Origin of the sequence: Paenibacillus sp. GM1FR, assembly GCF_002803315.1 — a bacterium.
GTDB classification, from domain to species: Bacteria; Bacillota; Bacilli; order Paenibacillales; family Paenibacillaceae; genus Paenibacillus; species Paenibacillus amylolyticus.
In genome coordinates this window covers 1-26,783 of sequence record NZ_MKZL01000063.1, presented here as the reverse complement: position 1 = coordinate 26,783, position 26,783 = coordinate 1, and the positions used below count along the sequence as shown (strand labels likewise).

At 35.4% G+C, this 26,783-nt stretch carries 30 protein-coding genes; 25 read left to right on the top strand and 5 right to left on the bottom strand.

What is annotated here, in order from left to right:
* Window positions 1-25: 25 nt before the first annotated feature.
* The 5 genes from PAEAM_RS28100 (at window position 26) to PAEAM_RS28080 (ending at window position 3,637) form a co-directional block, all read left to right on the top strand.
* A complete protein-coding gene (locus PAEAM_RS28100) occupies window positions 26-289 on the top strand; it encodes a hypothetical protein (RefSeq protein ID WP_100529691.1) in 264 nt (87 codons plus the stop codon).
* A gap of 172 nt (window positions 290-461) precedes the next feature.
* Window positions 462-1,214 (top strand): hypothetical protein, encoded by a 753-nt coding sequence (locus PAEAM_RS28095; RefSeq protein ID WP_100529690.1) that lies wholly within the window; start codon window positions 462-464, stop codon window positions 1,212-1,214.
* Between the two features lie 81 nt (window positions 1,215-1,295).
* Window positions 1,296-1,529: a cyclic-phosphate processing receiver domain-containing protein gene (locus PAEAM_RS32645; protein WP_347707921.1), complete on the top strand. Its 234-nt coding sequence runs from the start codon at window positions 1,296-1,298 to the stop codon at window positions 1,527-1,529.
* 134 nt (window positions 1,530-1,663) lie between these two features.
* Window positions 1,664-2,818, top strand: coding sequence for a hypothetical protein (locus PAEAM_RS28085; RefSeq protein ID WP_100529689.1), 1,155 nt, complete (start codon window positions 1,664-1,666; stop codon window positions 2,816-2,818).
* A gap of 78 nt (window positions 2,819-2,896) precedes the next feature.
* Window positions 2,897-3,637, top strand: coding sequence for a hypothetical protein (locus PAEAM_RS28080; RefSeq protein WP_165790081.1), 741 nt, complete (start codon window positions 2,897-2,899; stop codon window positions 3,635-3,637).
* Between the two features lie 247 nt (window positions 3,638-3,884).
* Here the strand turns inward: PAEAM_RS28080 and PAEAM_RS28075 are convergent, their stop codons facing one another.
* Window positions 3,885-4,496 (bottom strand): hypothetical protein, encoded by a 612-nt coding sequence (locus tag PAEAM_RS28075; protein WP_100529687.1) that lies wholly within the window; start codon window positions 4,494-4,496, stop codon window positions 3,885-3,887.
* Window positions 4,497-4,968: 472 nt separating this feature from the next.
* Here PAEAM_RS28075 and PAEAM_RS28070 point away from each other — a divergent pair, with 472 nt between their 5' ends.
* Window positions 4,969-6,768: an ATP-dependent nuclease gene (locus PAEAM_RS28070; protein ID WP_100529686.1), complete on the top strand. Its 1,800-nt coding sequence runs from the start codon at window positions 4,969-4,971 to the stop codon at window positions 6,766-6,768.
* A gap of 38 nt (window positions 6,769-6,806) precedes the next feature.
* On the opposite strand, the gene PAEAM_RS28065 is transcribed toward PAEAM_RS28070, so the two are convergent.
* A complete protein-coding gene (locus PAEAM_RS28065; protein ID WP_100529685.1) occupies window positions 6,807-7,310 on the bottom strand; it encodes a stalk domain-containing protein in 504 nt (167 codons plus the stop codon).
* A gap of 158 nt (window positions 7,311-7,468) precedes the next feature.
* Between PAEAM_RS28065 and PAEAM_RS28060 the strand changes: the two genes are divergently transcribed.
* From PAEAM_RS28060 to PAEAM_RS28045, 4 genes are all read left to right on the top strand, one after another.
* Window positions 7,469-8,710, top strand: coding sequence for a DNA polymerase IV (locus tag PAEAM_RS28060; protein ID WP_100529684.1), 1,242 nt, complete (start codon window positions 7,469-7,471; stop codon window positions 8,708-8,710).
* Entirely contained in the window at window positions 8,707-9,057 is a 351-nt protein-coding gene (locus tag PAEAM_RS28055) for a YolD-like family protein (RefSeq protein ID WP_100529683.1), read from the top strand. Before PAEAM_RS28060 ends, PAEAM_RS28055 begins: the two co-directional genes overlap by 4 nt.
* The gene (locus PAEAM_RS28050) at window positions 9,057-9,419 is read left to right on the top strand and encodes a YhjD family protein (protein ID WP_100529682.1); all 363 of its coding nucleotides are present in this window, start codon (window positions 9,057-9,059) and stop codon (window positions 9,417-9,419) included. Before PAEAM_RS28055 ends, PAEAM_RS28050 begins: the two co-directional genes overlap by 1 nt.
* Before the next feature lie 864 nt (window positions 9,420-10,283).
* Complete coding sequence (locus PAEAM_RS28045) at window positions 10,284-11,138, top strand: tyrosine-type recombinase/integrase (protein ID WP_100529681.1); 855 nt, start codon at window positions 10,284-10,286, stop codon at window positions 11,136-11,138.
* Between the two features lie 421 nt (window positions 11,139-11,559).
* Here PAEAM_RS28045 and PAEAM_RS28040 read toward each other — a convergent pair whose 3' ends face one another.
* Both PAEAM_RS28040 and PAEAM_RS32035 read right to left on the bottom strand, forming a co-directional pair.
* Entirely contained in the window at window positions 11,560-13,542 is a 1,983-nt protein-coding gene (locus PAEAM_RS28040) for a recombinase family protein (protein ID WP_100529680.1), read from the bottom strand.
* A 6-nt stretch (window positions 13,543-13,548) separates the two neighbouring features.
* A complete protein-coding gene (locus tag PAEAM_RS32035; protein WP_165790080.1) occupies window positions 13,549-13,719 on the bottom strand; it encodes a hypothetical protein in 171 nt (56 codons plus the stop codon).
* 369 nt (window positions 13,720-14,088) lie between these two features.
* Here PAEAM_RS32035 and PAEAM_RS28035 point away from each other — a divergent pair, with 369 nt between their 5' ends.
* Window positions 14,089-15,069 carry a helix-turn-helix domain-containing protein gene (locus PAEAM_RS28035; protein ID WP_100529679.1) on the top strand — a complete coding sequence of 327 codons (981 nt, stop codon included), beginning with the start codon at window positions 14,089-14,091 and terminating at the stop codon, window positions 15,067-15,069.
* Window positions 15,070-15,595: 526 nt separating this feature from the next.
* Here the strand turns inward: PAEAM_RS28035 and PAEAM_RS28030 are convergent.
* Window positions 15,596-17,119 (bottom strand): DEAD/DEAH box helicase, encoded by a 1,524-nt coding sequence (locus tag PAEAM_RS28030; protein ID WP_100529678.1) that lies wholly within the window; start codon window positions 17,117-17,119, stop codon window positions 15,596-15,598.
* Between the two features lie 146 nt (window positions 17,120-17,265).
* On the opposite strand from PAEAM_RS28030, the gene PAEAM_RS28025 reads away from it, so the two are divergent.
* The 14 genes from PAEAM_RS28025 to PAEAM_RS27975 all read left to right on the top strand — a co-directional run bounded on the left by PAEAM_RS28025 (window position 17,266) and on the right by PAEAM_RS27975 (window position 26,640).
* Window positions 17,266-17,688, top strand: coding sequence for a hypothetical protein (locus PAEAM_RS28025; RefSeq protein ID WP_100529677.1), 423 nt, complete (start codon window positions 17,266-17,268; stop codon window positions 17,686-17,688).
* A 367-nt stretch (window positions 17,689-18,055) separates the two neighbouring features.
* Window positions 18,056-18,232 carry a hypothetical protein gene (locus tag PAEAM_RS32030; protein ID WP_165790079.1) on the top strand — a complete coding sequence of 59 codons (177 nt, stop codon included), beginning with the start codon at window positions 18,056-18,058 and terminating at the stop codon, window positions 18,230-18,232.
* Between the two features lie 28 nt (window positions 18,233-18,260).
* On the top strand, window positions 18,261-18,707 hold the full coding sequence (locus tag PAEAM_RS28020; RefSeq protein WP_100529676.1) for a hypothetical protein: 447 nt from the start codon (window positions 18,261-18,263) through the stop codon (window positions 18,705-18,707).
* An 18-nt stretch (window positions 18,708-18,725) separates the two neighbouring features.
* Window positions 18,726-20,285, top strand: coding sequence for a hypothetical protein (locus tag PAEAM_RS28015; protein ID WP_165790078.1), 1,560 nt, complete (start codon window positions 18,726-18,728; stop codon window positions 20,283-20,285).
* 21 nt (window positions 20,286-20,306) lie between these two features.
* The gene (locus PAEAM_RS28010; protein WP_100529674.1) at window positions 20,307-20,594 is read left to right on the top strand and encodes a hypothetical protein; all 288 of its coding nucleotides are present in this window, start codon (window positions 20,307-20,309) and stop codon (window positions 20,592-20,594) included.
* Window positions 20,595-20,692: 98 nt separating this feature from the next.
* Window positions 20,693-21,457: a stalk domain-containing protein gene (locus tag PAEAM_RS28005; protein ID WP_100529673.1), complete on the top strand. Its 765-nt coding sequence runs from the start codon at window positions 20,693-20,695 to the stop codon at window positions 21,455-21,457.
* A gap of 252 nt (window positions 21,458-21,709) precedes the next feature.
* Complete coding sequence (locus tag PAEAM_RS31635; RefSeq protein WP_133120491.1) at window positions 21,710-21,949, top strand: hypothetical protein; 240 nt, start codon at window positions 21,710-21,712, stop codon at window positions 21,947-21,949.
* A 221-nt stretch (window positions 21,950-22,170) separates the two neighbouring features.
* The gene (locus PAEAM_RS32025) at window positions 22,171-22,335 is read left to right on the top strand and encodes a hypothetical protein (RefSeq protein ID WP_165790077.1); all 165 of its coding nucleotides are present in this window, start codon (window positions 22,171-22,173) and stop codon (window positions 22,333-22,335) included.
* On the top strand, window positions 22,301-22,903 hold the full coding sequence (locus PAEAM_RS28000) for a hypothetical protein (protein WP_165790076.1): 603 nt from the start codon (window positions 22,301-22,303) through the stop codon (window positions 22,901-22,903). Before PAEAM_RS32025 ends, PAEAM_RS28000 begins: the two co-directional genes overlap by 35 nt.
* A gap of 136 nt (window positions 22,904-23,039) precedes the next feature.
* Entirely contained in the window at window positions 23,040-23,408 is a 369-nt protein-coding gene (locus PAEAM_RS27995; RefSeq protein ID WP_100529671.1) for a type II toxin-antitoxin system PemK/MazF family toxin, read from the top strand.
* Between the two features lie 139 nt (window positions 23,409-23,547).
* Window positions 23,548-23,787, top strand: a complete 240-nt coding sequence (locus PAEAM_RS27990) for a hypothetical protein (protein ID WP_100529670.1) — start codon at window positions 23,548-23,550, stop codon at window positions 23,785-23,787.
* A 92-nt stretch (window positions 23,788-23,879) separates the two neighbouring features.
* Window positions 23,880-24,671: a hypothetical protein gene (locus tag PAEAM_RS27985; protein WP_100529669.1), complete on the top strand. Its 792-nt coding sequence runs from the start codon at window positions 23,880-23,882 to the stop codon at window positions 24,669-24,671.
* A gap of 228 nt (window positions 24,672-24,899) precedes the next feature.
* Window positions 24,900-25,079 carry a hypothetical protein gene (locus tag PAEAM_RS27980; RefSeq protein WP_100529668.1) on the top strand — a complete coding sequence of 60 codons (180 nt, stop codon included), beginning with the start codon at window positions 24,900-24,902 and terminating at the stop codon, window positions 25,077-25,079.
* A 13-nt stretch (window positions 25,080-25,092) separates the two neighbouring features.
* Window positions 25,093-26,640: a recombinase family protein gene (locus tag PAEAM_RS27975; protein ID WP_100529667.1), complete on the top strand. Its 1,548-nt coding sequence runs from the start codon at window positions 25,093-25,095 to the stop codon at window positions 26,638-26,640.
* The last annotated feature ends 143 nt before the right edge of the window (window positions 26,641-26,783 follow it).

The following is a 26,783-nucleotide window of genomic DNA, read 5'->3' as shown; positions in this document are numbered from 1 at the left end:
ATCCCACAACTAGGAGGAAACTAACATGAACTATCTTGATCAATTGTCAGACCGCGCGCGCCCAAGTTTGACACGCTATGTGGATCAGTTTGTACGAAATGATCTTGGACATATTTATTCCGATTACAGCGGTGAAGATGTCAATAAAATTATAAAGAAGGTGTACAACAAGTATCTTCATTTAGGAAATGAACAAGAAAAATATAAGGAAATTAATGACGCATTTCTTTCCTCACCTCTGTTCATTGAGGACTTGAAATCGTATATTGTTGATTTTTTAGAAAAATAGACCAACTTTAGATAGAGTAGAGTATTATCGATCTTTAATCGCAACGCACAATCTATTGGACAAAAAAAATATTAATAGAGATAAACTTGAGGAGCGAATTTCTGTATTGGAGTCTACACAAGGTACTTCGCAAGACATCTGATCAAATGGCGATTTCGTAAAGGAGGGTAAAATGAAGGTATCAGATATCGAAGGGTTTGTTGACGGTATTATACAATTTGTAAAATTTACGCAGCCTGAGTTTATGGATAGTATCGCAAAAGGACAATTATATATGAATAATATCGATTATTTTGTTGAACTAGAAAACAGAACAAAATTAAAAGGCCAAGGAGATAGGTACGATGGGGGCAATGTAATCAGGGAAATAGATTTTAAATTGCTTGACGATGATACACAGGAAGTTATTTTAGAAGGCATAACACCTGAAGCAATCATAAGAGATTATTCTTTTAGTAGAATCCCCATCTACTGTATGACTGCTTTAAAAGGTAGCGACTTTATTGTTGTTGATGAATCTACAAAATCTTATATAGTAAAACCCCATTTCACGGAAGAAGTAAAAGAACTGATGTTGTCATCATTCGGGAGTAAAGCTGTAATTATCGATTCTTTCCCATTTCAAGAATCTGTCGAAAATCATTTCAGAACTAACAACATTTCCTACGATGCAAGATTAGTGAATTATACTGACTTTAATCTCAATGGCGCTGAAAGGTTATTAAATTATCAGTATAGAAATATAGAATCTATTTTCACAAAAGATTTGTTTTTTGAACATCAAAAAGAATTTAGAATTGCCCTAGATGAAATTGAGACAGAAGAACCTATCGTAATAAACATTGAAAATTTTGATCAGAGTTCTATATTATGTATGGACACGTATGCGTTTTTTGATGAATTCGTAATAGAGGTATTAAAGTAAAAGAATTGTTTCACGAGGAAGGATGTGCGACCATGACAGATAAGATCAACCTTTACGTAGACGACCTCAGAGACTGTCCAGATGGCTTCATGGTCGCTCGTACATATTACGCTCGTACAATATTACGAAGCAGTACATATCCTAGAGACCAAAGAGGTGGCCATTCTTACATTAGACCACGATCTGGGCGAGGATGTAGATGGTGTAGAGTTACCCAATGGATATGACTTGGTTAAGTATTTCTGTGAGCATGGATTGAGGGCAGATAAGATTTACATACACACAGATAACCCTAGGACGACAGAATATGTATGAGACTTTGTTAGCGGCTCAGCGACGAGGGTTCATTGTAGAGGATATCGAGATATACCATTATCCGATTACTGTGAACAGGTATTCTGATGAGCAACGAGAGGGATGTTTTATAAGAAAGGAGAGGAAAATTAAAAATGAAATTAGAAGTAAGATTTTCTAATGAACTTCCCTTTATGATTCAATTACCAAATGGAGATTATCCAGTGAAAACGAGAATTAGTCCAACAGAAGAGAAGGATTTTATTCTAAATCTAAGTGACAATTTTTTCAGAGTACACATTAGTCCTTTTGCTAGTAAAGAGTCTCCTAATTATTTGGAAGGTGAGAGGGCAGACCTGGAAAGTCACATAATAAACAATCGAATTCCAAATTACGCATTTGAGCCTTGTAAAAGTTATATTACTTGTCATATCGAAGAAGAGTTATCGCTGACTGAAGAACACTATACAGTTGTCACAAGCGAAGTTTTAATTGAGAAAATTAAATCAAGAATGATAAGAGAAAGTACAGGCTATACTGATACAAGTGATTTAACAAGAATGGCTACAACAGAATTTAATTCATACACTACAGATCAAATCTTGGAAGCAAAAGTAGATTACATTGTTAGTAAAAGATTAAATGAACTTAGTAGATTAGTTTATCCATATTACAATGCTTTAAATCAATTTATAAAGCAATATTCTTATTTACGAAATGACTTTTTTGTTGAAACAATGACTATGCATACTCTTAAGGGAACAGAATCATTACAGTTTGTTGACGGTTATTTTTATGATTCTATTAAACATGTTGGGAAAGCACCAAGCTTGGTGCCATATCGAAAATGGTTACCTGATATTGATAGTGATCAAATTGAAACATTTAGAGAAAGGCTATTAAATGACTTCAATATTCCACCTACTAAAGATTTGATTATTATGGCCCGCAATCTTGCAGAAAGAGGAGAGTACCGTTCAGCCATCATTAATAGTTCCGCAGCTCTCGAAGTTGCTGTAGAACAAAAAATCATTGAGAAAATGACTTTAAATGGTAACACGCAAGAAGAAATTGATACTTACTTGAATAGTACAAAGACTAATTTTTATCGAAGATGCAATACACAATTGAATGAGAAGACTGGACAATCTCTGCCAACAAACAACTCTACAATATGGACAAATATCAATTCTCACAGGAATCAATTTCGCCATAAAATCGCGCACTCTTCTCTCATGCCGAATGGGAGTGATACCACGCGCGCAATCAATGATTTTGAGGCTGCTGTAAACTGGGTTGAAGCACTGTAAAATGCAAGTTTGATTTAAACGAATTGAGATAGGTAAGGTGATTTCTTGAAGAGGTTCATATACTTAATTATATTGATTGTGGGTCTGCCAATCATCTTAAATTATGCTTTGTTTTCGTGGCAAGCTCCGGGAGTGAATGCAGATGAGAACGCTTGGTTAGGATTCTTTGCTAATTATGTCGGTTTAATTTCTGCTGTGTGTATTGCTCTTTACCAACAGTACAATCAGAGAAAGAAAGATAAAGAGGACGAAGATAGCCGAAAACAAAAGGAAGATGAGCAAGACAGAAAGAGTAATCGATCCTTCTTGGTGCTTCATGACTTTTACGGCAATATCAAATTGAACGATGTTAAAACTCATGAAAACAGTAGAATAATTGAGACTGAGGGCTACAGATGGTTACTCAATCACCTACAAACAGTAACACAGAATACAGATAATGCTAATACTTCGTTCATTAAACTATCTCATTATGGGAACCCAGAAGTCATATTGGATTGCAAAGTGAATATTGAGACAAAGACTTCAAAAGGGTTAAATAGTATTAAGGTGGACATTGGGGTGTTTGAAAAGGGGATTGAAATATTCATACCTACTGTTCCAATCAATGCATATGTCGGAGAAACATTTGATGTTTTGCTTGTTAAAGTTACATACTTTACATTAAGAAATGAAAAAATTGAATATACACATGACTTATCTCAGAAAAAAGATATTTGTAAAGTTTTTCAAGATGACCATGAAGAAGTTTTATATGAATTTCAATTAGATGAGTCCAGATGGATATATCCTAAAAAATTTGTAAATGAGAAATTATAATGAAATTTAGATTTCACATAGACTCAATAATAAAACCCACCATTTAAGTGGCGGGTTTTTGTTGTGTTCAAATAGTCTTCTTTAGAGTAGTTTCTCTCAGAAGAGTACACGCACAGTATTTGGATGATGAAGTAGTAAGGGTAAATTAATTAAAGAATGAGAAAAAGAATAAACAGTTTGCAGATATGCAAATTAAATCTGATGGAGTTGTCTTTAGAGCTCTAGTTAAAAAATTAGCATTATAGACTTAGTGGCCTTCATCTCCAACTGTTATTGGCTTAATTTGTTCAACCGCTGCAAATAGATCCTCTTTTTTCGGACGATTTACATAGAATGGATTCTTTTTCTTGGGTCCAATAAAGTGAATCTTTTCATTATTTAGGATGGCAGTTTCTTCAATGATAATAAACCCTTGATCATACTTATCTTGAGAAGATGTCAAAGATTGAAGCATCAATTTATTGTTAAACGTAACTTTATGTATCAGTAAGGGAACGTATTGATATTTCTTAAGATAAACCCAGTGGTATGTTATGTCGTTCTTCTCAGCAAATCTTAGATTTATCGGTATAAATGAAAGGTAAACGACAAAGAGAAGGAATAGATCAAAATAACTATCTATAATATCTTCTTTATTTAAAAATGATGCTGTTATGTTTATAAGAAAATATCCTATTATAGTTACGAGTATTGATAAGATAAGGACTTTGGTTAGTTGTCGATAAAGAGCTCTTCTGGGAGTAAACAATATTCTTTCATGTTTGTTTGCTAATAGCAAAAGTATACCTGAAATAATAACCAAGGGTAAAAAAGTAGGCATCAAAAATTGTAACCAGTTTTCTTTTAAACTTTCGATCATTCAACTACCGCTTTCATATTTATAATGTTTATATCGGCAGTAATTAAATTAAATTAAATCATACGGTCAGAGGATAGAATGAAACTTTGATTTATCATAGTTTTGATTCGTTCTTGTTCTTCTGTTGAGTAGTCCAATTCACATCGATTTTTTTTTCATAATTAACACGCAAATACATTAAATGTGCTCACCTTGAACCAAAACATTATTACCAAACTCCGAACCGTCTGGCGCAGAACCATACAAAATAGACCCGAATTGAGCACCTTACTATATAGATTTGAAGTTCGACCAGGATTTATTGAGCTCTGAAAAAGAATGTGTAGTCAGTAAGGAGCAAAGACAGGATACTTGTCTACACTTTAAGAAGATGCATGAATACTTATTTGATTTCTATATTCAAACTCCATAGAAATTGGAATTAGATAAAGCTATAATATCCCTATGTAATATATTAGGGAGGCGAGTTTAATTGAAATTAGTATGGGCTCAAATCAAGAACTTTAGGTCAATCCGCGACTCCGGCAAGATTTATTTTAATCCAAATTTAACTATTCTAGCTGGTAAAAATGAATCGGGCAAGTCAAATATCTTAAAAGCTCTTGATTGTTTTTCGAAAAATGTCTTTGATAAAGAGAGTGATTACCCAATTGATTACATAAGCGAATATCCTGAAGTAATAGTTCACCTTGAATTAGAAGATAATGATCTCCAAAATATTAAAGAATTTTTTACATTAAACAAAAACAGTTCAAAGAAAAGTAATGGTGTAACAATAACTAGAACAGCCGAATCAAATGAAGTTATTAATATAGAGATTTTTAACGATACCTTAGAATATATAGTAACGGAAACAGATAAAGCTACAGCTGCAATTAATAAGGAATTAAGAACAAGATACAAAACGAATATAGAAGCAATGACATCAGCAAGCCTTGTTGTGATTATCAAAGAAATAAACTCTCTCCTTACAGCTATTAATAATTTGGATAATGAACAGATTAATAAAATTTCCACTATCCTTCAGGATCTTGATTCTTATTTCGACTTATTGACTAAAATCCATAATTTCAGTGTAGGTGCTATCTTCAAAGAAACTATACCCAACTTTGTATACTTTAGTTCGTTTGAAGATATCATTCCCGATTCAATTTCAAGCAATGCAGAAATAACTCCAATTGTTAATAGATTTTTCAAAGTTGTGAACCAAGATCCATCACTTCTGTTCGGTGAAACAAGTCCTCAAAGAAGAAGACTTTTAACAGATAGAATTTCCAAAAAAGTCTCTGGTAACTTTATGGGCTATTATTCACAAGACAGTATTTCGCTTACAATTAATTTAGATGGGAATGGGATTAACTTTTTTGTATATGGATTGGATAATCAAAAACCTTTCCAACCAAGACAGAGGAGTCAAGGGCTACAATGGTTTTTGTCATTTTATTTAACACTAGAAGCAGAGATGAAAACAGGAAGTATTTTATTAATTGATGAGCCAGGTTTATATTTACATGCATCTGCTCAGGAAGACCTTTCGATTATGCTTAATGATCTTTCAGTTAATAGTCCTATAGTCATTTCTACACATAGTCATTGGCTAATGGACCCTAACAGACTAGAGAGAATTAGGTTAGTAATCAAAGACAATGATAGCACCTATGTAGAAAATAAAATTCATAAAGGTGCCGACAATAACACTATGAAGCCTATACTTTCTGCTATAGGACTGGGACTTAAGAATAATATAAGCACTTTTGGTAAGAGGGTAGTTCTTGTAGAGGGTTATTCTGATTATTATTATCTTGAAGCTATGAGATATTATTTTAATGAAATACTTGAGATTAAACTCGATAATTTCAAACTATATCCTTGTTTGGGTTCAGCACAGATAATCAATGTTCTAACTTTAATTATTGATTCTGAAACGGATTACTATATTTTATTAGACAATGATAAAGCAGGACAACAAACCGAAAAGAAATTGAAGAATGAATGTGGAATTGATAAGAGCAAGATATTATATACACCAGCAAAAAGTAAAGTTTTCTCAGCAATTGAAGGTGTATTCTCAGAAAAAGATTTCAAACAGATTGTTTTGAATTCGTTAGAAACAACAAAGTTTGATAAAGTCTTAGTCTCAAAAAAATTCAATGAGCGAATGCACAATAAGGAAATTACCAAACTTTCAGATGAGACGGTTTCAAATTTTAAAGAGATTCTTGATGTTATTGGGATACCACAAGTTGAACAAATTGAGAGTCTATCCAAATAAAAGACAAGAATTAAGAAGAAAGGGTGGAGAAATCCACCCTATAGTTTTACCAACTTATTTTCAGGTATGTCATATTTGTAGACAGTCCCACTGGTAAGTTCAACATAATAAAATCCCCAAGTGACAGTGTACTCAGGATGATTTTCATATACTCTGATTAGAAAATACTTCCCATCTTCACTGTATCCTTCATCCATCATTCCAAGTTTGTATTTATCTACGTCTTTCTTAATTTTCGAATACACGTACTTGTAGGCATTATCCTCATTCACAATAAACTTTGGTTGTTTCCCAATATAAAGATTATCCCCTTTTAATGAAACCTTCTCACCAATCGCATTACTCATACTTCTAACTGGTACGTATGTAGTGTTTTTATACGTTATTGCATCAGTTGTGGAATTCTTAGTTCCATCTACATAAAGACTGACTTTCTGGATAGCTGCTTTAATTGGTGTAGTAGTAGCTGCAAATGCTGTTGCTCCTGTAATTGTTGATCCAATTAGAATACCAATGATCAAACCCTTTAACTTATCCTTCATTGTATTACTCCCTTGTTATGTGAAATAGATTGCTTATTGTATTATACAACTTAAATATCAATATGAACTACAAAAATTCCCTGTTGCATAAAGAACGCATGTTCGGTTTATAATACATATACAAACAAACGTTCTTATTTTATATGGGAGTGATAATAATGGCTAAGAAAGAGCGGACAATTATGTTAATTGACATGCAGTCGTTTTACGCCAGTGTGGAAAAGGCTAAGATGCCACAGTACAAAAACAAACCATTGGCAGTTGCAGGAGATCCAGCAAGACGTTCAGGAATTATACTTGCTGCATGTCCTCTAGCTAAAGCAAAAGGCGTGTCAACCGCTGAACCATTATGGCAATCACTTCAAAAGTGTCCTGAGTTGATAATTGTAAGGCCGCACATGCAAGAATATATCGAGGTTTCTACTCAAATTATGTCCATCATTGAGGAATTTACCGACCTAGTAGAGCCCTATAGTATAGATGAGCTATTTTGTGACGTGACCGGATCTCTACATCTTTTTGGCAATGACCCGATTGACATGGCAAAGCAGATCCAAGACAAGATTTACAATGAAACGGGTGTATATGCAAGAGCAGGTATTTCGACCAACAAAGTGATGAGTAAGCTTTGCTGTGACATGATCGCGAAGAAAATTGAAGGCGGAGTATTCTTTCTTAGAAAAGAAGAACTGTATGAGCATATAGGTGATAAGCCAATTCGTGATATGTGGGGTATTGGATCAAGAATGGAAAAACACTTGTGGAAAATGGGGATTCGAACAATAAGACAACTTGCAAATACGCCCTTATCTAAATTGAGAAGCAAATGGGGTGTTAACGGAGAGGTTATATGGAGAGTAGCGAATGGATTAGACGACTCACCAGTGACCATAAATACTCATAGTGTGCAAAAGGATATTGGGAATGGCATGACGCTTCCTAGGGACTATACAGAACAGTGGGAGATTGACGTTGTAATACAAGATATTTGTACAGAGGTTTGCAGACGTGCCCGGAAAAAGGGATTGATGGGTAGCGTAGTTACTATGAGTTTATCGGGTGCAGACTTTGATCGACCGACTGGCTTCAGTAGACAGGTTAAACTTCAAGATCCCACTAATATAACTGTAGATGTGTGTAAGATAGCTAAACAGATCTTTCGGCAACATTGGGACGGTCAGCCTGTGAGACGAGTTGGGATATCATTATCTAATCTTTCAAACGCTGAGACGTATCAAATGTCATTGTTCGATGATCAGGAGCAAAAACGTGCGATTGATAAGGTGATGGATGACATTAAGGATCGCTTTGGAGATATTGCCATACTTCGTGCAAGCTCAATCACATCTGCTGGTCAAGCCATAGACAGATCAAATAAAATTGGAGGACACTACAGATGAGTAAAAAATTGCAAGCAAATGGACTATGGGAATCGAGCCGCATGATGCTTCCACAACATAAAGAACGAATCATTGAACATCGCTCACGAGACAATGATCAGATTAGACCTCTTCTTCACGAGGACGAGTGGGAAGTTATTTATCAGAACATAGGAATATCATACAGATATACTGAAGAAGCGAATTTTGAGATTTTTGAATTGAACTCGAAACGAGTCGTGAGTGGAATTGTTTCGAAGGTTAATGAGTTAGGAAAGAAGGTTAGAATCGAATGGGAAAATGGACACGAATGGATTGAAATAAAAAGTTTAGTTGCAGTGCGATTATCAGGAGGGGGATTAGAATAATGAAGCAGAGTGCTGAGGAGTTAGAATTAGTAAAAAAATATGCGGAGATGCCACTACTGTTAGACGTAATAGAGGAGGATAAGAAAAGAATAGGTGAGAGCAGTGCCATATTAAAAAGAGAGTTGAGATTTTATTTAAGTGCACTACAAGACAGGGTGACCGCTGACATATATGAGCTGAAGAAGGCATTAAAAGAGCATGACATTAAAATTATCGAACAGAAAAGAACTGAAGACAATTTGTTTATCTCTTACTCAATTCGTGGATATCAATATAAAATGAATCCTCTTATGAGCAAGGTTAGAACAGATGGTATGCTAATCTTAGCTCAACAGATGAATGTTATTGTTGAAGAAGAGTGAGTTCATTCTCTTATTGAATTTTAATTGTCAAGTTGTGCTTTGTTTAGATGCATGAAAAATGTGAAATATTGAGTAAATAAGTCATCATTTTAGATAATCCTGTTACTATACGATTGAACTTTTAAAAAACGCTAGAATCCCTTGTCCTGTCTAGATTTTTTGATATTCAATCGTAAACTTATAAATTTTACCAACATGGCTAGAATCGTTGCTACGACTAGTTTTTTAGTGACTTTTTGGTCATTTCACGATTGTACTTACGATATAGGATAATTTGATCTGCCATAGAAGCTAAAACGTTGATGCGACTGGATAAATGGGTAGTTTATGTATCGTACACGATTGGAATCACGATTCATGTGATTATAATTTGTTGATTCTGTCATATGAACAATTTGGTATGACATTGCACCGCTTGGTATTAGGAAAGCTATTTGAAATGTTTTCTCTTCCTTAATCAATTGATCGTGAGGATTGTTTCTTAAATAGGACACAATGCCCCATCGAATGGTGAACTAACGTGATTATCCAGACATAAAAAGTAATCATCCTAAATTTTATGACGGTTAGTGACTTCGGAAATTACGATGTTGTTCCAGTACCATCTTGTTAAACTACTACAAGTGGACAACAAGGAATCGAACTTCGATTTCCGAATTGTAACTTCAAATTGAAGTACACAGCATAAATACTCAAATATATTTATTGTCACAGTCTAGAATAGGTATCAATATATTTTGCAGCATAATATTAATTATGTTGCATTTCGTGATGTATAAGGGTAGAATAAGAGCATGTAATGCAACATAATTTAGTGGATATACGCCTTTACATAATGCAACATAACTGATAGGGAGTGAGCTAATGATTCAATTGTTTGAGCAGCAGCTAATAACCGATGAACTAAGTACCAACACAATTAAAAGCTACATACTAAATGTTAGAGGATATATTAAATGGTTTGAGGAAAGTAAGGGAGTCGAGTTTAAGAAAGTACATAGAGAGAATGTTAAAGATTACATAAGCTACTTGAAAACGATTAAGAAGAACAGTCCAACATCGATCAACGCTAAGATAAGTGCATTGATTAAGTTTAATGATTATCTCATTGAAACGAATGTCCAAACTGAACAGGTGATAAGCAAGAAGGATATGCTAAAGCTACAGAAACAATATGCTTCATTGGCTACGGTTGGGCTTGCTGATGTAGAGAAATTCAGACAACTGGTATTAGAGAGTGAATCTAAGCGTAACTATGCTATCGTTTCATTACTGGCCTATTGTGGTCTACGTATTAGTGAATGCTTAAACATTGGGATGAATGAATTCAATCTAACATCCAGGGAATTGATTGTGTCAGAGGGTAAAGGGAAGAAACAGCGGAATGTGAATATAGGGAGCAAAGCAAGGACAGCGTTACAAAGCTGGATCAAGGAAAGAGAAGAGAAGGGTATCAAAGGAGAATACTTGTTTGTCAGTAACCGTGGAAGCAAACTAGATAGAACAGTAATCAATAAACTGTTTAAGCATTATTCAGGTATCATAGGCAAAGATATCACGCCACACGATTTGCGTCACTTCTTCTGTTCCCATGCATTAGAGAATGATATGTCAGTGCATGAGGTAGCCAATCAAGCCGGGCACAGTAACATACATACTACGTTGCTGTACACTAACCCAACAAGAGAGAAGATGCTTGCTAAGATGGATAGACTGTAACAATCATTAGCCTAGGCGTTATTGCTTAGGCTTTTGTGTTTGGGGCTCATCTAAGATATGAGAGGAATATGCATGGGGGTATATTTACACCTACAACTAGCTGGTATGTTCCAAATATTGCTTTAGCACTTGTAATTATTCCGTGAAGTTGGATTCATTAACGATTCATATTCCAATCTTAGCCGGTCTACTAATAGGTGGGGGCTATTTTAAATCTAAAATAGTATCCATTTTACAGATTATGCCCCTAGGACTTCCACTTCGATACGAGAGGTAGATATGGACGATTGAACTTCTTCGGATAAAACTATCACCAGGCTATCATCAATCTAGACAAAATAACTCTCCATAGGTAGGAGGGGGAAGTGCATATATTCCCCTCTCGAGATATTATTCTCTTGAGGGGTATTTTTTTCATTTTTTATACTTGTGTATATTTCTCTTTAAGCACCTGTTTACAGTAAGTTGGACTCAATCCATGCTCCTTATAAATTCGAGTAAAAGCTAGTCCGTCAACATAGTGCAGATTATATATCTTCTCAAAGTCACAAGCACGTCTTTTAATGCCTCTTTCTTTTGTTGAAAGTAGCGTTGCACCCTTAGCCTTGAACATTTGCTTTATCGTCCACCAATCAGTTTCAGTTGCATTAGCGATTTGTTCAAAGCTAAGCAAGTTCTCGTTGTACATTTTTAGCATCTGAGGGTACAGGTGCTCAATCTCACTCCATTTAGCAGGAGGGGATTCAACTACCCACTTAAGCTTATTTAAGTTGACTGAATCAGAGACGTAGAGATCATTTCTAACTAATTTACTTTCAGCGGTGAATTTATATAGTATCTCGATGCGTTTATCGTCATGTAAGACTACTTTATCGACAAGGACGCCCACTATTTTTCTCATGTCTATCATTTGTAATTCGTAATTAATAATATTTTGATATTTTTCAAGCAATGTTAGTCTAAGTGGCATACTAGTATTTTGTCCACTGTTCAGATCTAGGTTTTTGTTCAAAACTGATAGTTCTTTTTTCAATTCAGTAAGTTCTTTCTCAATTGGTTGAAGCTTCTTCAAAAGTTCCTCTTTTGTGATAATTAAGTCACCACAAAGATCGATATACCTATTTCTGGACATTTCCTTTTCAGCAATATCTTTGATAATAATGTTTATATTTAGTATAATCTCATCTAATCTACTTCTATCTGATAATCGTTCGGATAATTCTGGAATCATTGGTTCGGGATTACCTATGATTTTTAATACTTCGTTCCATATCAAATAGTCAATCATATCAACTCGCCAGTTTGATCCTTTACATGTAGAATTGGATAGTCCCGTTTCAATGCTATATGATTTTTTGGTTTTTCTTGTACATGTGTAGTATTTTAATATGCCATTTTGAGTTTTAGTTACTACCCCTGAAGATACAGCAGCGCCACATCTACCACACCGTACAATACTTCTCAGCAGATAGTCTTCTGATGGTCTACCGCTATTCTTAATATTTCCATCTAGTGTCTTTTGTAATCTCTCGAATGTAACCTCATCTATATATTGAGGAATATCAATCTTCTCCCACTCTTCTCTGGGTTTAGGAACTTGCTTTTTCTTACCATCAATCCGAACAACCTCTGTTTTACCGTGATAGTATGTACCCATGTAAGATTCATTTCTCAGAATTCGACTAATTGTAGCTTGATACCAAGTATCCCCTTTAGGAGCTGAATATCTTTTCTTTGCTAGGTATTCGGCAACCTCAGTGCAAGTACCACCCTCCAAAATTATCTTCACCATCATTAGGTATCGTTCTTTTTCTTCGGCATTCTCAATGAGGGTATTCAATTCCTTATCATAGGTGTATCCATATATTCTATTCATTCCCGGAATCTTATTGTTTGCTACCATTGTTTTTCTACCGCGCTTTGTATTCGCAAGAATCTTAGCCTTGTTATATTGCGCAATAGAGCCTTGGATATTGTAATTGAGCATTGATTCTGCATTTCCTTTTTGTAGATCAAACTCAACGAAATGTAGATCGCAACCTAACTCCCATATCCTATGTGTGATCTGTTGTTGTAGGTGAAGATGTCTACTCAATCTATCAGGATGTAAAAAGATAACTCTGTTCCCTAGGCCTTTTTCAAGTAAAAACAGTATGTAATTTAGCATTGGACGGTTAGGATTATCTCCAGACTCTGCCTCTTCACGTAAGACAATGATCTCATCTTCATTAATATCAAACTTCGATTTTGCATCTTTTACACAAATATCAATCTGCGACTCTAGTGAATAGTTATCAATTTGAATTTCAGATGATACACGAGTATAAACAATAGCCCTGATCTTACCGATCAAGGCTTCGATTTCACTTCTATCTAACTTTTCATGATCTTTGAGTACTCTCATCGAAAATCAATCCTCCGAATTTTGTTTGTTTTCTATCTTGTTCTCAACGGAATAATTCAGAAGAACAAATTCCATCCAATTGAGTAGTTGCTCTTCAATGAGCTCTTCTGGAACTGCAACTTCTTCGTCTGAGTAACGGGAAATAATCTTATATTCATACCATTTCTTATATCTCATAATGACCACCTTAATAAGAATCGATTACTACTTGATTTTATTATCGCCCAATTATTACATTCTATTCTTTTGAATAAATTGAAAGAGTGAGGGAAGTAGAAGATTGAGCATAAAGAATATGATGGAAATCAGAGGCTGGCGAATATTATTTCGCATTATTAGGGCGATGTAGATGGTCATGTGCTAGAAAATCCGTAGATTCTTAAAGGGGCGGTTATTTCATACGAATAACCTGTCATCTATACTACCCATATTCTTCATACTATAATGTGGATATACCAAAGAGGAGCGGATATGATGACTGTAACAGTAGATGAGCAGTAACAACTTAAAGCACTTATTAGACAGTACATAGAGGACGAGAGCAAAGTGGAAAAGCTGGTGGATTACTTATCCAGGCATGAGGTAGTTGGATTAGAAGTGTTTTCATATTTGGGATTCAATAAAATGAACAAGTATATGTTTCAGCCAGTGAATAAAGAAGTATTCATACGAAGAATTCCATTCTATTTTCACAAGTCACAGAAAAGAAACTTAGATGATCTTGGCACAGTTTATGATTTTGTTAGTCGCGTGCTTGAATATTCTCGTAACAATTACGAAGAAGAGCTTGAGCGATTTTACAATACACTAGAGAAGCTATACTATGATTACAAGCTTGATACAGTTACTATCTTTAACTACACCATTAGGCAAACTGGATATGTGGGAGAATTTGAATCAATTTACACTTGGTCGCATTACCTTAAGCTAGCTCAAAGACTTGGATTAGACGAAAAAACGCCTAAACATCTCATTGTGGACTATAACATTGTCAGAGAAAAGACTGGATTGAAACCGGTTATTTATCAGATTAATGATATGTATATCGGGAATTACATTGAAAGACACGGTAACATATTAAAAATGTCAGGTATATTCCCATGTGATCGCAATAATCAACCGATACTTAAATGGATTGGTGTGAGGATTAAGAACGCCAAGAGGATATGGATAGATGTTAATGATCGACAAAAAGGATTCCTATATGTGGAGATTACACCTACAACAAAAGTGTGGGGACTTAATGTATATGGGGAAGATGAAGATGGATCTGATATTTGGTATGACCTCTACACTGGCCCACTATTAATGGATTTCGATTATGAAGTAATCAAAGATAGACGTGTGGCAATAGGAATGACTCAGAAACAAGTTGCTGAAGCAATAGGAGCGTCATCTCGAACATATCAAAAGTGGGAACGTGGAGAAACAACGCCTGATGGTCACTTTCTCCTCAGGCTGATGAATGTATTGGACATTAAGGAATTGAGTGAAATTACGAAGATACATGATGTGGATGATGAATAATTAAGTGAAAATCAAATGACAGACACAACGGTTTATGTTGTGGATGAAGGTGGAGCGACAGCCATGGAGTGAAACGGAATGGATCTCGCCACCTATTATTAAGTGTAAGATGAGAAATTTGTCACTTCAACTTCCTATAGTATAAACATTAACCTTATAGGAAGTAAAAGTGACAAATTTAAAATTTGACTATTGTTATCTGTACTGTAGAGGTAGTAATCAGGAACGATACCATCCTAATTAAATCACTTCGCAACGCTCGTAAACGAATTAATCAGCCTATCGCGTTCCTCTTGGCTACGCCAATTCACCTTCCGATTCAATTTGGTACATTCAAATCCCAAATAAATAATCAATCATTAGTCATAAATGCAGTCGTATCAAGGGTTTTGAGCAATTATGTACCTAAACGAATCCTTATTATAAGGGTTTACTCCATGAAAAATATGCAAAATCATCAAAAAACCTATATAAACACTGACTTTTTTAATTTCAGTCGCTTTCATTTATGTACTATTTGTGATTATCAATTGTATTTGGCAAGTGACCAATACGTCTTAGTGTAGTTTGGATTAGGCTCATTATTATCAAGTTTTCGTTTGTTATTCTTCATCTTGTCTTTCACACTATATGGAAAGTTATTTTCTATAAAGTATTCGTTAATAATTCGACATCCACGTTGTAACCTGTTTCTACTGTCTCGAATATTGACCTTCTTAATTAACTCTTCTTGTTCTTCTTTATAAAGTTGCTTTCCAGTAATACTATCTAAGTAATCTGAGAGTGTAGCCTTTTCATATGTATCATCAAGCACAGTGTAACTATCTTGTTGAAGCTTAGTCTGCAAATAGGTCATGTAACCATTTTCCTCCTTTAGTACATCTTCGTAAAATTTCTTGTCATAGCATTCCTTAAAATATCGTAATTCGTTGATGACTTTTTCAACTTTGTCATTATCTACGGTGACAGTGTCATAGATAACTGGACTACTATATTTTCTGTATTTCTTAACATACTCTAACGATCCATTATCCATCAGATATTTTGCGGGATTAATTATACGTTCACAGTCTTCAAGTTTCTTATTGATCATCTTGTCTGAGATGTTCTTGATTATTACGGTTACCTTATCACTATCACTAGCAATTCTTTTTCTACCCAAACATTGTATAAGTGTATCTATGTCTTCAATGTCGGCAACTACATACTTGATTTGTTTGTCTTTGAGGTTAACACCGTTATCCAGTGTGGAAGTTGTGAACAAGAACTTTTCCTCAAATTTCTCTTCCATGAGCATACGGCTAATTCTTTCTTTGTCGAGATACTTCTTTTCTCTAGATGTTCCAGATGCAGAACAGACAAAAAGTGAATCCTTGAATATGGTATGTAGGGTAGAAGCTTTCTTTGCACTTTTGCTGAAACAAACGGCCTTTTGATTCTTAGGGATCGTATGTAGAAACTTTTCTAGCACCTTGTCATTTCTATAAAATATTAATTCCTTGATATGACTGTAATCATGAGGGACGTTGTAACTACGATGCTTAATACGTTTGAAGCGAAAATATTCTATTACCCCATCTGCTGTAGCAGACATGAATATCCTGGTCTTTTCTAATTCGGAGATAATCAGATTAAATGAATCTTCAGTGTTATTGTTAAACTTTGATTCAGAGAGAAAGTAATGGAACTCATCTGACACTATGTACTGATAATCTTTGCTAATTACCACATTTCGCTTCCTTACAACATCCTCGATATTCTGGTATAACAGAATCTTTATTATATCTGCCTTATTGTCCTGTTCAATCTCACGTTGAAACTGTTCACTGAGTCGAGTGCGATTAAGAAGAAACAGTATCTTAGTTCCCTCACGTTTAGCCTTTTCATACAGAGTGTTCTTTATGAAGTATGACTTACCTACTCCTGTACCAGCTTCAATTGTGATAATCTCACCCTGCTGCCATTGTTCATAATCGTTTCCTATGATGTCTGTTACTGTGAATCTCTTTTTGCGAGCAATAACTTTAGTCCTCCTTTGGATAATATTCAATTACACTAAAATAAAGCTTTAATATATATTATCATGGACTATTTGGTGTGTCTAGTGTAATTTTGATAACCTCCCGGAAAATTTTCCGGAAAGTAGGGAAGTTCCAGTTGAGATTGTAGGATGTAGATGAATGGCAAGCTGAATACATGTTGATTGCTGAGAATACAGAGCGTAGGGGAGAAGCTGAGAGTGATCCAGTTAAGAAAGGAAGACAAGGTGCTTTCCTAAAGGAGTACTGGAAAGCGGGAAAGGGAAGAAAAAATTTAATGGGACCAATGGTCCTAATTAAAGATATAGCTGAGTCTATGGGCGAATCAGAACGTACTATGAAGCGTCTCATCAAACTTAATGACTTAATCCCTGAAATCCAATCTCTAGTATCTGATGGTGCAATAGGAGTAAGAGCAGCAGAGCAACTTGCATTCTTGACCATAGAAGAACAATCTATTTTGTTTCAACAAAAAGGACACTCGCTTGGAGATATGATTAATTACAATGGAAATGAGCACTCACCTTTATGGGGGTCACTTTATACCGGCGAGGCCGGTTGTGTTCAAATTCCCTATTAATTAATCAAGGATATGAGGAAGAGAATCGATTCTGAGGTGTCACTATAGTAGAAGAGAAAATAATTTATCAATTACACAATAATAACACTTTACAAAATTACTTGTTTTGAATTATATTAAGTACACAAGGTTAACGAATTCCAAGGTGAACTCTTGGAGCCTATGAATACATATGAACGGGGGGGATGAGATACGTGGAAGGTTAGATATGCGTGGTACAAGTTGATGCAGCGGTTAGGCTGGAAGTGATCCAAGGAGACTAGCAAGGGCAATAGAGATGAAGAAGAAGAGGGAATAAGTTTGGATATAGATTGACCATAGATAGTGAAAGTCAAAAATAATACATAGTGAATGGGGAATTGTGAATATGAAAGTTAAATTTCTGTTAAAAGATAATAGAGCATATGAAAGTAGAGCAGATACATATAGCAAAGAACAAGTTGAGCAAATTTTGATGGCAATTGAAAAAGACTTTGAAATGCGTGTAGAAGGAAAATATGTATGTAAAGGAAATGAGGTCAAAGCGCTTGTTATTGAGTTCTAAGTCAAAGTTACAGGGAGTGTAAATAGTTTTGAAAATACCTAATTATCACATTCCATGGTTGGGGACGTATATCCTCAACCTTAAGATGAATGCTCAAGGTGAAAGAATGAAGAACCGATTTTTAAACGAGATACTATTTCCATTGAATGACAAATGGAATAAGGAAATCGAGAGTCTTACTATGCTACATACTGAGAGAGACGAATACGGGAATTTTATCATACTCGAATCAAATGAAGTTGGAGATAGGCTTTCTATGAAAGACAAGCGCGTATTCATTAAAGATTACAATGATCTTGCTTTAGAGAATGCCTACATTTCTACTGAGGGAGAAAACGAAGACGTTGTTATTCACATTGCGAAAATGTTCCTTGAGATGGAATGTCTTGCTCAAACACCAGAAGCCTACGAAATATATGAGATATATCGAAACAAGTTCACTAAATTCATAAATACTAAAAAGGGAGTTGTTTAATTGAGTTATTGTCAGGTTATGTTTAACAAAGATTTTCTTTATATGGGTGCAGATACGGCTATTTCTTCTAAATTGAACGGTATTTCCTACCGTCTACATAACAAAGGAGAGAAGATTCATCATATTGATGATATGATTATTTTTTCTTCGGGGGATGCAGATTTATCAAAAATCATCATCGATGAGTTCAAGACTAAGGAAGACAGAAGCATTAATACATTGAAGGAAACCATAAAGTATTGGTTTGAGCGCTACTATTTTAAACGACCGGGTGTAAAAGAAATAGTTGATAGCGGCAAGATAGCAAATATGACAGTTGTCGCAAAATTTGAAAATGGTTCTCCTGTGTTATATGAGCTGGATCAAAGAAGTGAATTTGAGATTAAGAAGATTAAGGCTCATGATAAGGTCGCATACTACAATGCTGGTGTGAACTGTAAATATGATAATGAGTTTTTCATTGACCAAACAGAAACAGCAAATGATGTTTTCGAAGCTTACAGAAATACATATGCTAATGCAAGCAGTGAGAAAATTGGTGGAAACTTGGAACTGTACGTTCTAGCAAAACAGGGCATTCGAAAGATTCTTGATGAGAAAATTGAAGAAAAACCATTCCAGTGGTATCCGGGTGATAGAGGAGTCTATGACAACACCGAGAACATTAAAAAAATGATTGTGGCACATGCACAGATCGAAGGATCATCTCTTACCTTACGCGATGGTACAGGAGTGTTCAAGATTCTTCCCCGCATTGGGATGTGGGCTGGGGCTGAAAATTTTCATGACGCACCCTTTAGCGTAGACCTTTTCGGGAATTTGGTAGCCCATAAAGCAAAATTCATTGGTAAAGCTGGCGAAATTTTATTTGATACTGATGCTGGATATCTAGATATGGATAAGTTGGATATTATCAATGTTGGTAAACTGATGGCTGAGATGCTAGAGGTAAACACCATTCTGGCTGATGATGGCTATATAAACAACCTAACCGTCAACAGACTGAAAACAATTGGTAAAGACGCTGATGTGGGTCAATTTATTGATTACATTGATATTCAGGACAATTACCAACATTGGATTACAGCGCAAGTACAGTCTAAAGAACAAGCGAAAGATTCTCGTGATCGTCTGCTATTCTGGCAAGATAGTGAAAAGCGTATTCTGACTACGGAAGATACAGGTATCATTGCTTATGCATATAAGTTGACGAATGAGAAGATTAAGCGAGAGATTAGCTTTGATGGCTCAGGAGATGCTGCTCAACCAACTGATATCATTGGTACAGGTGATGGTGGGGCAGATAATCGGGCTAAGATGGTAAACACGAAGTACAACGGTGGTTATAAGCAACTTTATAAAGCAAGCAATACTGGAAAAGAGCGCAGTGTTGACTTTAAAGATAGCGGTGTCTATCTAGATTCTCAAGATGCAAAAATGGTATTCACAGCCAAGGAGCTAACAGCAATGGCTGATGGAGGGCCAATGAAGATCGGTAACACGAATGGTTATATTGAGATTACAGCAGATGGTACGTTTGAATTCCATGGTAAAACATTCAATTTTCACACAAACTAATCAATAAAGAGGAAGATACATATGAGTAAAAACTATGAGCTAGAAAAAGCATTAATGACGGAACTAATTGAAACGAGAGACTTGTACGAAACGACCATGAACGAAAGTGATATCCTTATGAATTTTGTCATGGAGTACAATCTTACAAAGATGCTAGATAACTACATCTATGAACAAATTAAAGAATACACTGAGCCAGACATGTTAAATGGTTACATAAGCCTGATCACACATGAACCAGAAGAGACTAAGGAGCCAAACCTTAATATTGGTAAAGAGGTTTACATCAACGGAGTAAGAGTGAAGTAGTTAAGTAATAAAATTCATTCGTGTGACCGATATATGGGATATACTGTACTGTATCTAGATTTTACTAGGTATATCCCATATTAAATTGGAGGTACATAATGAAAAAGATATTTGGGAAATTGTCTACGTTTACATTAGGTTTGATTGTTGGAGTTGCAGTTACAGCAGGAACAGCGGTAGGGGCGACTACTTACCTGAAAGCAACGCAGTCAAATGTTAAACTAATAGTTGACGGATCTCAAGCGAAACTGTCTGATTCGCCACTTAACGTGAACGGAAGACTCTATCTTCCAGTGAGAGACACAGCAAACGCTATGGGTTACTCTGTAGAATCTGTTACAAGTTCTCAAGTGTCATTAAAAGAGGGAATTACGGAAAGCAGCACAACAAATAGTGGAACAACAGAAACAAACAACGGTTCATCTGGAAGTAATGTCAACACTCCAAGTAGCAACAGCAACACATCTGCAAGCAAAAAGGTGAAGAATTTGAAAGAAACATATTCAACGGATGGTAAGTTAGATGCTGAGAAGATCCGCACAGCATTGAATAATGGCACACTTGATGTGAATGCTCAAGATTCATCTAATGGTGGTAATACACTGCTAATGTACGTTATTGAAGAAAATAATTATGAAGCTTACAAAGCAATTAAGAGAAATGCCCTCGATGTTAATGTTCAACGTGATGACGGAAAAACGGCGCTAATGTTGACCGTAATTACTAAGAATGATTTCTATTTTGGGGAAATGACAAATTTGAAAGCAGATGCAAAAATCAAAGACAGTTCTAAAAAGCAAGCAATAGATTACGCTGACGATAACTCAACTGAACAGAGGTATCTTAAAATTTATATGATGTAAGAAAGGAAGATTATTATCGCTAAAGTAGCACTTGTAGGATCAACTATACAAGAATCAAATAAGAGTGGACATGTCTCGTATGTTGAAAGATATCAAAGTGGATCAGAATGTTCGTCATGGGATCAATTCGGCAACTGTACGGGATATAGTCCTACATATAGTACAACTACTCATACTACTGGAGCAAAGGTTAGAGGTACTTTAGCATCCAACACCAACAAGTTTAAAGTCAATGGGGTTCCCGTTGCATGTGTGGGTGATCAGACCAACGAGAACTGGACTGCTGATCCCTCTCCTTCGCCAAAACTTGGGGGAACTATTATATCAATTAGCCCCGGTACATCTGGTAGTGGTCAGGGACGTATTACAACAGGGAATGGTGCAAGGGTGACATTGAACGGGAAACTGATTGCCATTGAGGGATCAACGGTTCAGACTCACCTAGGAACGTCTACAACTGTCTCTGAAGGTGATAGTTTGGTTAACATGTAAACAACCACCAAAATAGCGTCTAGACTAATTCTAGGCGCTATTTTTTTTACCTACTATTAGTGCAATTTATAGGTACTATTACCAACTAAAATGTCGCATATACATTGTATATGTTATATGAAAGTGGTATATTTAATGAACAGAATATTATAACCAAAGTAACATAATAATATACCCTCAATCATAAATTAACTGTAAAAAGTTTTTATGGGGGAGAGTATATGAAGAAAAAAGGAGGAAAAAAAATGTCTCCAACTTCACTTACTGACTTTAAGAAAAGAAAAGAAAACCAATCTCCTAAACAAGTTAAATCAATAAATAAACTTTCTCAAAAACAAATTCAAGAATCGGTTGATTTCAAAAGAAGAAGCTGGGAAAGGGATTGATTTTGTGGCGAAATACTTTAGAGACCAAAAATTTCTCGATAAGGAAAATTGGTCAGATATTAAACGTGGATGGATTTATGAAGCAGTAGTTCCTTACACTGCCGAACGACCTTTAGATTTTTTTGTCCCTGATGACACTGATCCGTTAAAAGGTACGATAACTACTTCAAAAGGTATTTTTAATCCAAAAACGGTTCAAAAGGCTGTCTTTGAGCTTAAGCAACGAAAAGTTTGCATCATCACTAATGATGATATGTGCCAAGATAAAACAGTTTATGATATAACAATTGCTCCAATTTACGGGGTGTACCAAGATGACAAGCAACAATCTTGGTATAATGAAGCTTTAAATGATCAGCATCCATTTTATACATACCTCGAAAAGCAGATTACTGGCATGGAATGCATTGTTGACTTGTCAAATACAATGACTATCAACAAGTCAATGTTACTTAAGGATAAGTATGATATGACTCACAGGATGTCTCAGGTTGAGGAATGCCTTGGTTACTGCTTCTCATTAGGGTTATACAAAAAGAAACAAGCAGCAGAAGAAGATGCTGGATAATTAAATGACACATTTGGATTGGGCAAATAAGCCTGATCCTTTTTTTCTACATTAATTACACTAAAATAATACTTGTTAAATTATAAATCGGGATATATAATACAATTATAAAGAAAACGACAAATGGAGTGATGAAATGTTGACTGCTGAAAAGACGGAATATAAACGGTACGAGCTTTGGTTCGCTGAGTTACCAGCAGCAAGTGGTAGTGTTCAGAAAGGGAAAAGACCTGTGTTAATAATTCAGAACGACATTGGAAATCGATATAGTCCGACACTTCAAGTCGCTTCAGTGACAACCGCTAAGAAGAAGGATATGCCTACACATGTTAAACTGAACGCTTCTGAATGCGGATTACGAAATGACTCAACTGTGCTGTTCGAACAGATGAGTACCATTCAAAAAAATCAATTGTTATGGAGAATTGGTAATGCCAATACGTACGTACCTCAACTGGATCGTGCTCTCTTGGTTCAGGTTGGTTGTATCAATGCATGGGAGTAACCTACATACGATTTAAGCAGTGTTTTATATAGATAGACACCTTTGGATGAAATAGAGGTGGTGATGCCATGACGTGACTTTGATTTGAACTAAGCTGTCAATTGGTGTCTATCAAATATAAAAACATGGAGGAAAGTATATGCAACCTGAACTGAGAGAAGTAAGTGAGAATGAAGAATTTGATTTTATTGAGTTGGTCGATGGTGAAACAAGGGACTTTTCAGTGAAGAAATTGTACGAGGTTAAAGTTGATCATGATGGCTCTATTTTTGGAGTTGAGGGTGAACGCTATCTGAATGACGACCAATACATACCCAACACAGAGATGTTCTATAACCCAAATTTGAAATTGAAATATTTCAAAAAAGTTAGAGAGTAGCAATTATATAGTTATAGGGGTCGGGCGTAGATGTTCGACTTCTGAATTACTAATTGCACTAAAATAATATTATATGAAAAGAGGTTAATAATTTGGCGAAACGTCTCATCACAGAAGAAGTTTTAAAAGAGTGGATTGATACATACGGTGATCAAAATTACGTGGATTACAAGTTGCGCGCACTAGCATTTGCAGAGAAATGCTACAAAGAAGGCATAATTACACATGATGAAAAATTCAGCGCATTTCTACTTCATGGGAGCATTTACAGCCGAATAACCAATTGTAAATACAACACTGGGATGTATAAGCACGTTGATTGTGAATGGGAGAATGAAGAGGGAACTTTTTTAGCTGTTCTACATAAGAAAAAAGAATTCTGGTTGTCTTGGAATGAAGTCACAAAAGAATACATGAAAAATGATTTTAAACATTCTTTCAGACCGACCATTGATAGATTAAATGAAAAAGAAGGTTATAACTTGGAAAACATACAAGTATTAACAAATGCAAAGAATTGCGCCAAAGCAACTAGCTTTCCTCACTATCTATTTACTGTAGTAAATACTGCTGATCCAACTAAACAGCAAACTTTTCGACGTTTTGATTCTAAGGGAGCGGCATTTAAACATATAGGCTTACCCTATTCAAAGTCTGACACAGGAAGATTTCATCAGATAGGTAACTGTCTTTATTTACTCCAGTCGGAAGACGTCACTTTAGGAAAAACAACAATAGAAGAATATGAAAATCCTGAAGACTTAAGTTATACGGGATCTTTCTCAATTACTACAGAGCATCCATATGGTGGAACAATAACGATCAGTAGAAATTTCACTTATGAAAGAATGGCGATTATTTTAAAGCAAGACCAACTAATATAATACATACAGAAGTTAAAGAGCCAGCAAACACAGGAGTAGGCTCAATTAGAAATATGAAATGGACAGTATAGAGTGTGGTGTCTTGGGGTGACAGCAGGTATCACCTTGGACATACAGGTAGGGAGGTGAGTAAATATTCAAAGTACAGCGAAGACATTGTCTGTCATTCGTCCAAGCAGTATCCGCATAAAGTATCCGTATGACACTAATACGGGTGGTGTGCAACGAATGAAGGAGACAAGTAAGAGAAAACAATCCAATTCATTTAACTTTATATTCATAGATGACAACCGTAGCGAAGAAGAAGCAAGAGAAGCAATTCAATTTGTAGTTGATACGATAGTACATAAAGCAATCAAAAATTTCCCTGCTTCAGAATATGACATCCATATTAAAACGGCAGAATAAAGGGGAAAGTTACATGAGATATGATGATGCAGCGATATACGTTAGGGTATCCACGACAAAGGAGTCACAAAAGTTCAGTCCAGAACATCAAAGGATGGATTGTGAAGAGAAAGCAAGACAGTTAAGTTTAAAAATTCGCGAAGAGTACATATATGTAGACCGGGATACTGGTACATCCATTGTTGGAAGACCATCTATTCAGACGTTGATTGAGGATGCGACTAAAGGTTACTTTAAGACCATCCTTTTTTCTTCTTTATCTAGATTTTCTCGTGATACTTACGATTCATTAGGTTTGAAGAGGACACTTGTAGATAAGCTTGGTTTAAGAGTGATTTCTCTTGACGAGAACTATGACTCGCAAGTTGATCATGATGAATTCAAATTTCAAATATTCTCAGCAGTAAACCAGAAGTTGAGTGAGCAAATTAGCATCTCATCACGAAGAGGCATAAGACAATCAGGAATGAAAGGGAATTATTTAGGCACAATTGCTCCACTGGGTTACGATAAAATCAAAATTGATGATAGGAAAACAATTGTACCTAATGAACGTGCCAGCCTTGTACAACTCATATTTGATATGTATGTCAACCAGAAGATGGGTGAAAAGGCCATAACTAAGTATCTGAATAAAGAGGAGATACCTTCTTATAGGGGTGGAAAATGGGGGATTACCTCAGTTGAACGAATATTGACAAATGAAATATATACTGGTAGGAATGTGTTCAATAAATTCACAGTGGTGAAAGTATACAACGACATAAATAATATGTCTGATCGTTCTAGAAAATTAGTAAAACGGGATAAAGAATTATGGGAAGAGAGCGATAAACAAACTCATGAAGGAATCATCAGTGAAGAGTTATTCAGAAAAGCACAGGAGGTTCGCTTAAAGCGTGGAGGTGGGAAGCGTGGAGGAGTAAGAAATAAGGTTAATGTATTCGCTGGAATAATCAAATGCAAGCATTGCGAATCATCATTGAACATTGTGACCTCTAATGGTAAGAAGAACACCTATCGCTACCTAGTGTGCAGTAAGAGGAGAAGGCAGGGTGAAACTGGATGTGGCAATCACAACAGGATTCCGTATGATGACTTCAAAGATGCTCTTATTCAAAGTCTAAGTGGGAAGCTGAGAGCCAAGATTAAATCAGGTAAAGCGATAACCATCACGAAAAAAGCAAGGGAAGACACCGGGAAATTAATTGTAAAATTAGAAAAGCAGATACAAAATGCACGTAAATTGCTTTTTGAAATTCGTAAGCAAAAGTTAAACGATGAGATTGATGATGAGCAATATGAGTTTGAGAAGGAACAGTATGAACAAGAGATTAAACAGAAACAAGAACAGTTGTCCAAAATGAAATCTGAATTAGAACGAGCTTTGAATGACACTGAACAGTTTAAGGAAATAAACATCTCACTTGATGAATTATCAGATCTAGGACAATTTACTGAAGTAGACCAAGTAAACTTGATCCTGAAAAAATTAGTTTCAAACATTACAGTTGATAAAGCAAACAATGTTGAGATTCATTCCGTATTGGGTACGCTATAGTTTTTTGTGTGTTTCAAACCATATTTCGAATGTGATGTGATTTGAAATTAATCCCATAATAGATACTACTCAAGGCAGTTACGTACAGAGTAGAAAGTGAGTTCGAGTAAATGGTATAATATCCCTATACAATCAAGGGAGAT

Excerpts from the sequence above, each read along its gene's own strand:
- PAEAM_RS28100 (WP_100529691.1), top strand. The coding sequence starts at position 26 with ATGAACTATCTTGATCAATTGTCAGACCGCGCGCGCCCAAGTTTGACA.
- PAEAM_RS28095 (WP_100529690.1), top strand. The coding sequence starts at position 462 with ATGAAGGTATCAGATATCGAAGGGTTTGTTGACGGTATTATACAATTT.
- PAEAM_RS32645 (WP_347707921.1), top strand. The coding sequence starts at position 1,296 with ATGGCTTCATGGTCGCTCGTACATATTACGCTCGTACAATATTACGAA.
- PAEAM_RS28085 (WP_100529689.1), top strand. The coding sequence starts at position 1,664 with ATGAAATTAGAAGTAAGATTTTCTAATGAACTTCCCTTTATGATTCAA.
- PAEAM_RS28075 (WP_100529687.1), bottom strand. The coding sequence starts at position 4,496 with ATGATCGAAAGTTTAAAAGAAAACTGGTTACAATTTTTGATGCCTACT.
- PAEAM_RS28065 (WP_100529685.1), bottom strand. The coding sequence starts at position 7,310 with ATGAAGGATAAGTTAAAGGGTTTGATCATTGGTATTCTAATTGGATCA.
- PAEAM_RS28060 (WP_100529684.1), top strand. The coding sequence starts at position 7,469 with ATGGCTAAGAAAGAGCGGACAATTATGTTAATTGACATGCAGTCGTTT.
- PAEAM_RS28055 (WP_100529683.1), top strand. The coding sequence starts at position 8,707 with ATGAGTAAAAAATTGCAAGCAAATGGACTATGGGAATCGAGCCGCATG.
- PAEAM_RS28050 (WP_100529682.1), top strand. The coding sequence starts at position 9,057 with ATGAAGCAGAGTGCTGAGGAGTTAGAATTAGTAAAAAAATATGCGGAG.
- PAEAM_RS28045 (WP_100529681.1), top strand. The coding sequence starts at position 10,284 with ATGATTCAATTGTTTGAGCAGCAGCTAATAACCGATGAACTAAGTACC.
- PAEAM_RS28040 (WP_100529680.1), bottom strand. The coding sequence starts at position 13,542 with ATGAGAGTACTCAAAGATCATGAAAAGTTAGATAGAAGTGAAATCGAA.
- PAEAM_RS32035 (WP_165790080.1), bottom strand. The coding sequence starts at position 13,719 with ATGAGATATAAGAAATGGTATGAATATAAGATTATTTCCCGTTACTCA.
- PAEAM_RS28025 (WP_100529677.1), top strand. The coding sequence starts at position 17,266 with ATGTTGATTGCTGAGAATACAGAGCGTAGGGGAGAAGCTGAGAGTGAT.
- PAEAM_RS32030 (WP_165790079.1), top strand. The coding sequence starts at position 18,056 with ATGAAAGTTAAATTTCTGTTAAAAGATAATAGAGCATATGAAAGTAGA.
- PAEAM_RS28015 (WP_165790078.1), top strand. The coding sequence starts at position 18,726 with ATGTTTAACAAAGATTTTCTTTATATGGGTGCAGATACGGCTATTTCT.
- PAEAM_RS28010 (WP_100529674.1), top strand. The coding sequence starts at position 20,307 with ATGAGTAAAAACTATGAGCTAGAAAAAGCATTAATGACGGAACTAATT.
- PAEAM_RS28005 (WP_100529673.1), top strand. The coding sequence starts at position 20,693 with ATGAAAAAGATATTTGGGAAATTGTCTACGTTTACATTAGGTTTGATT.
- PAEAM_RS32025 (WP_165790077.1), top strand. The coding sequence starts at position 22,171 with ATGAAGAAAAAAGGAGGAAAAAAAATGTCTCCAACTTCACTTACTGAC.
- PAEAM_RS27995 (WP_100529671.1), top strand. The coding sequence starts at position 23,040 with ATGTTGACTGCTGAAAAGACGGAATATAAACGGTACGAGCTTTGGTTC.
- PAEAM_RS27990 (WP_100529670.1), top strand. The coding sequence starts at position 23,548 with ATGCAACCTGAACTGAGAGAAGTAAGTGAGAATGAAGAATTTGATTTT.
- PAEAM_RS27980 (WP_100529668.1), top strand. The coding sequence starts at position 24,900 with ATGAAGGAGACAAGTAAGAGAAAACAATCCAATTCATTTAACTTTATA.
- PAEAM_RS27975 (WP_100529667.1), top strand. The coding sequence starts at position 25,093 with ATGAGATATGATGATGCAGCGATATACGTTAGGGTATCCACGACAAAG.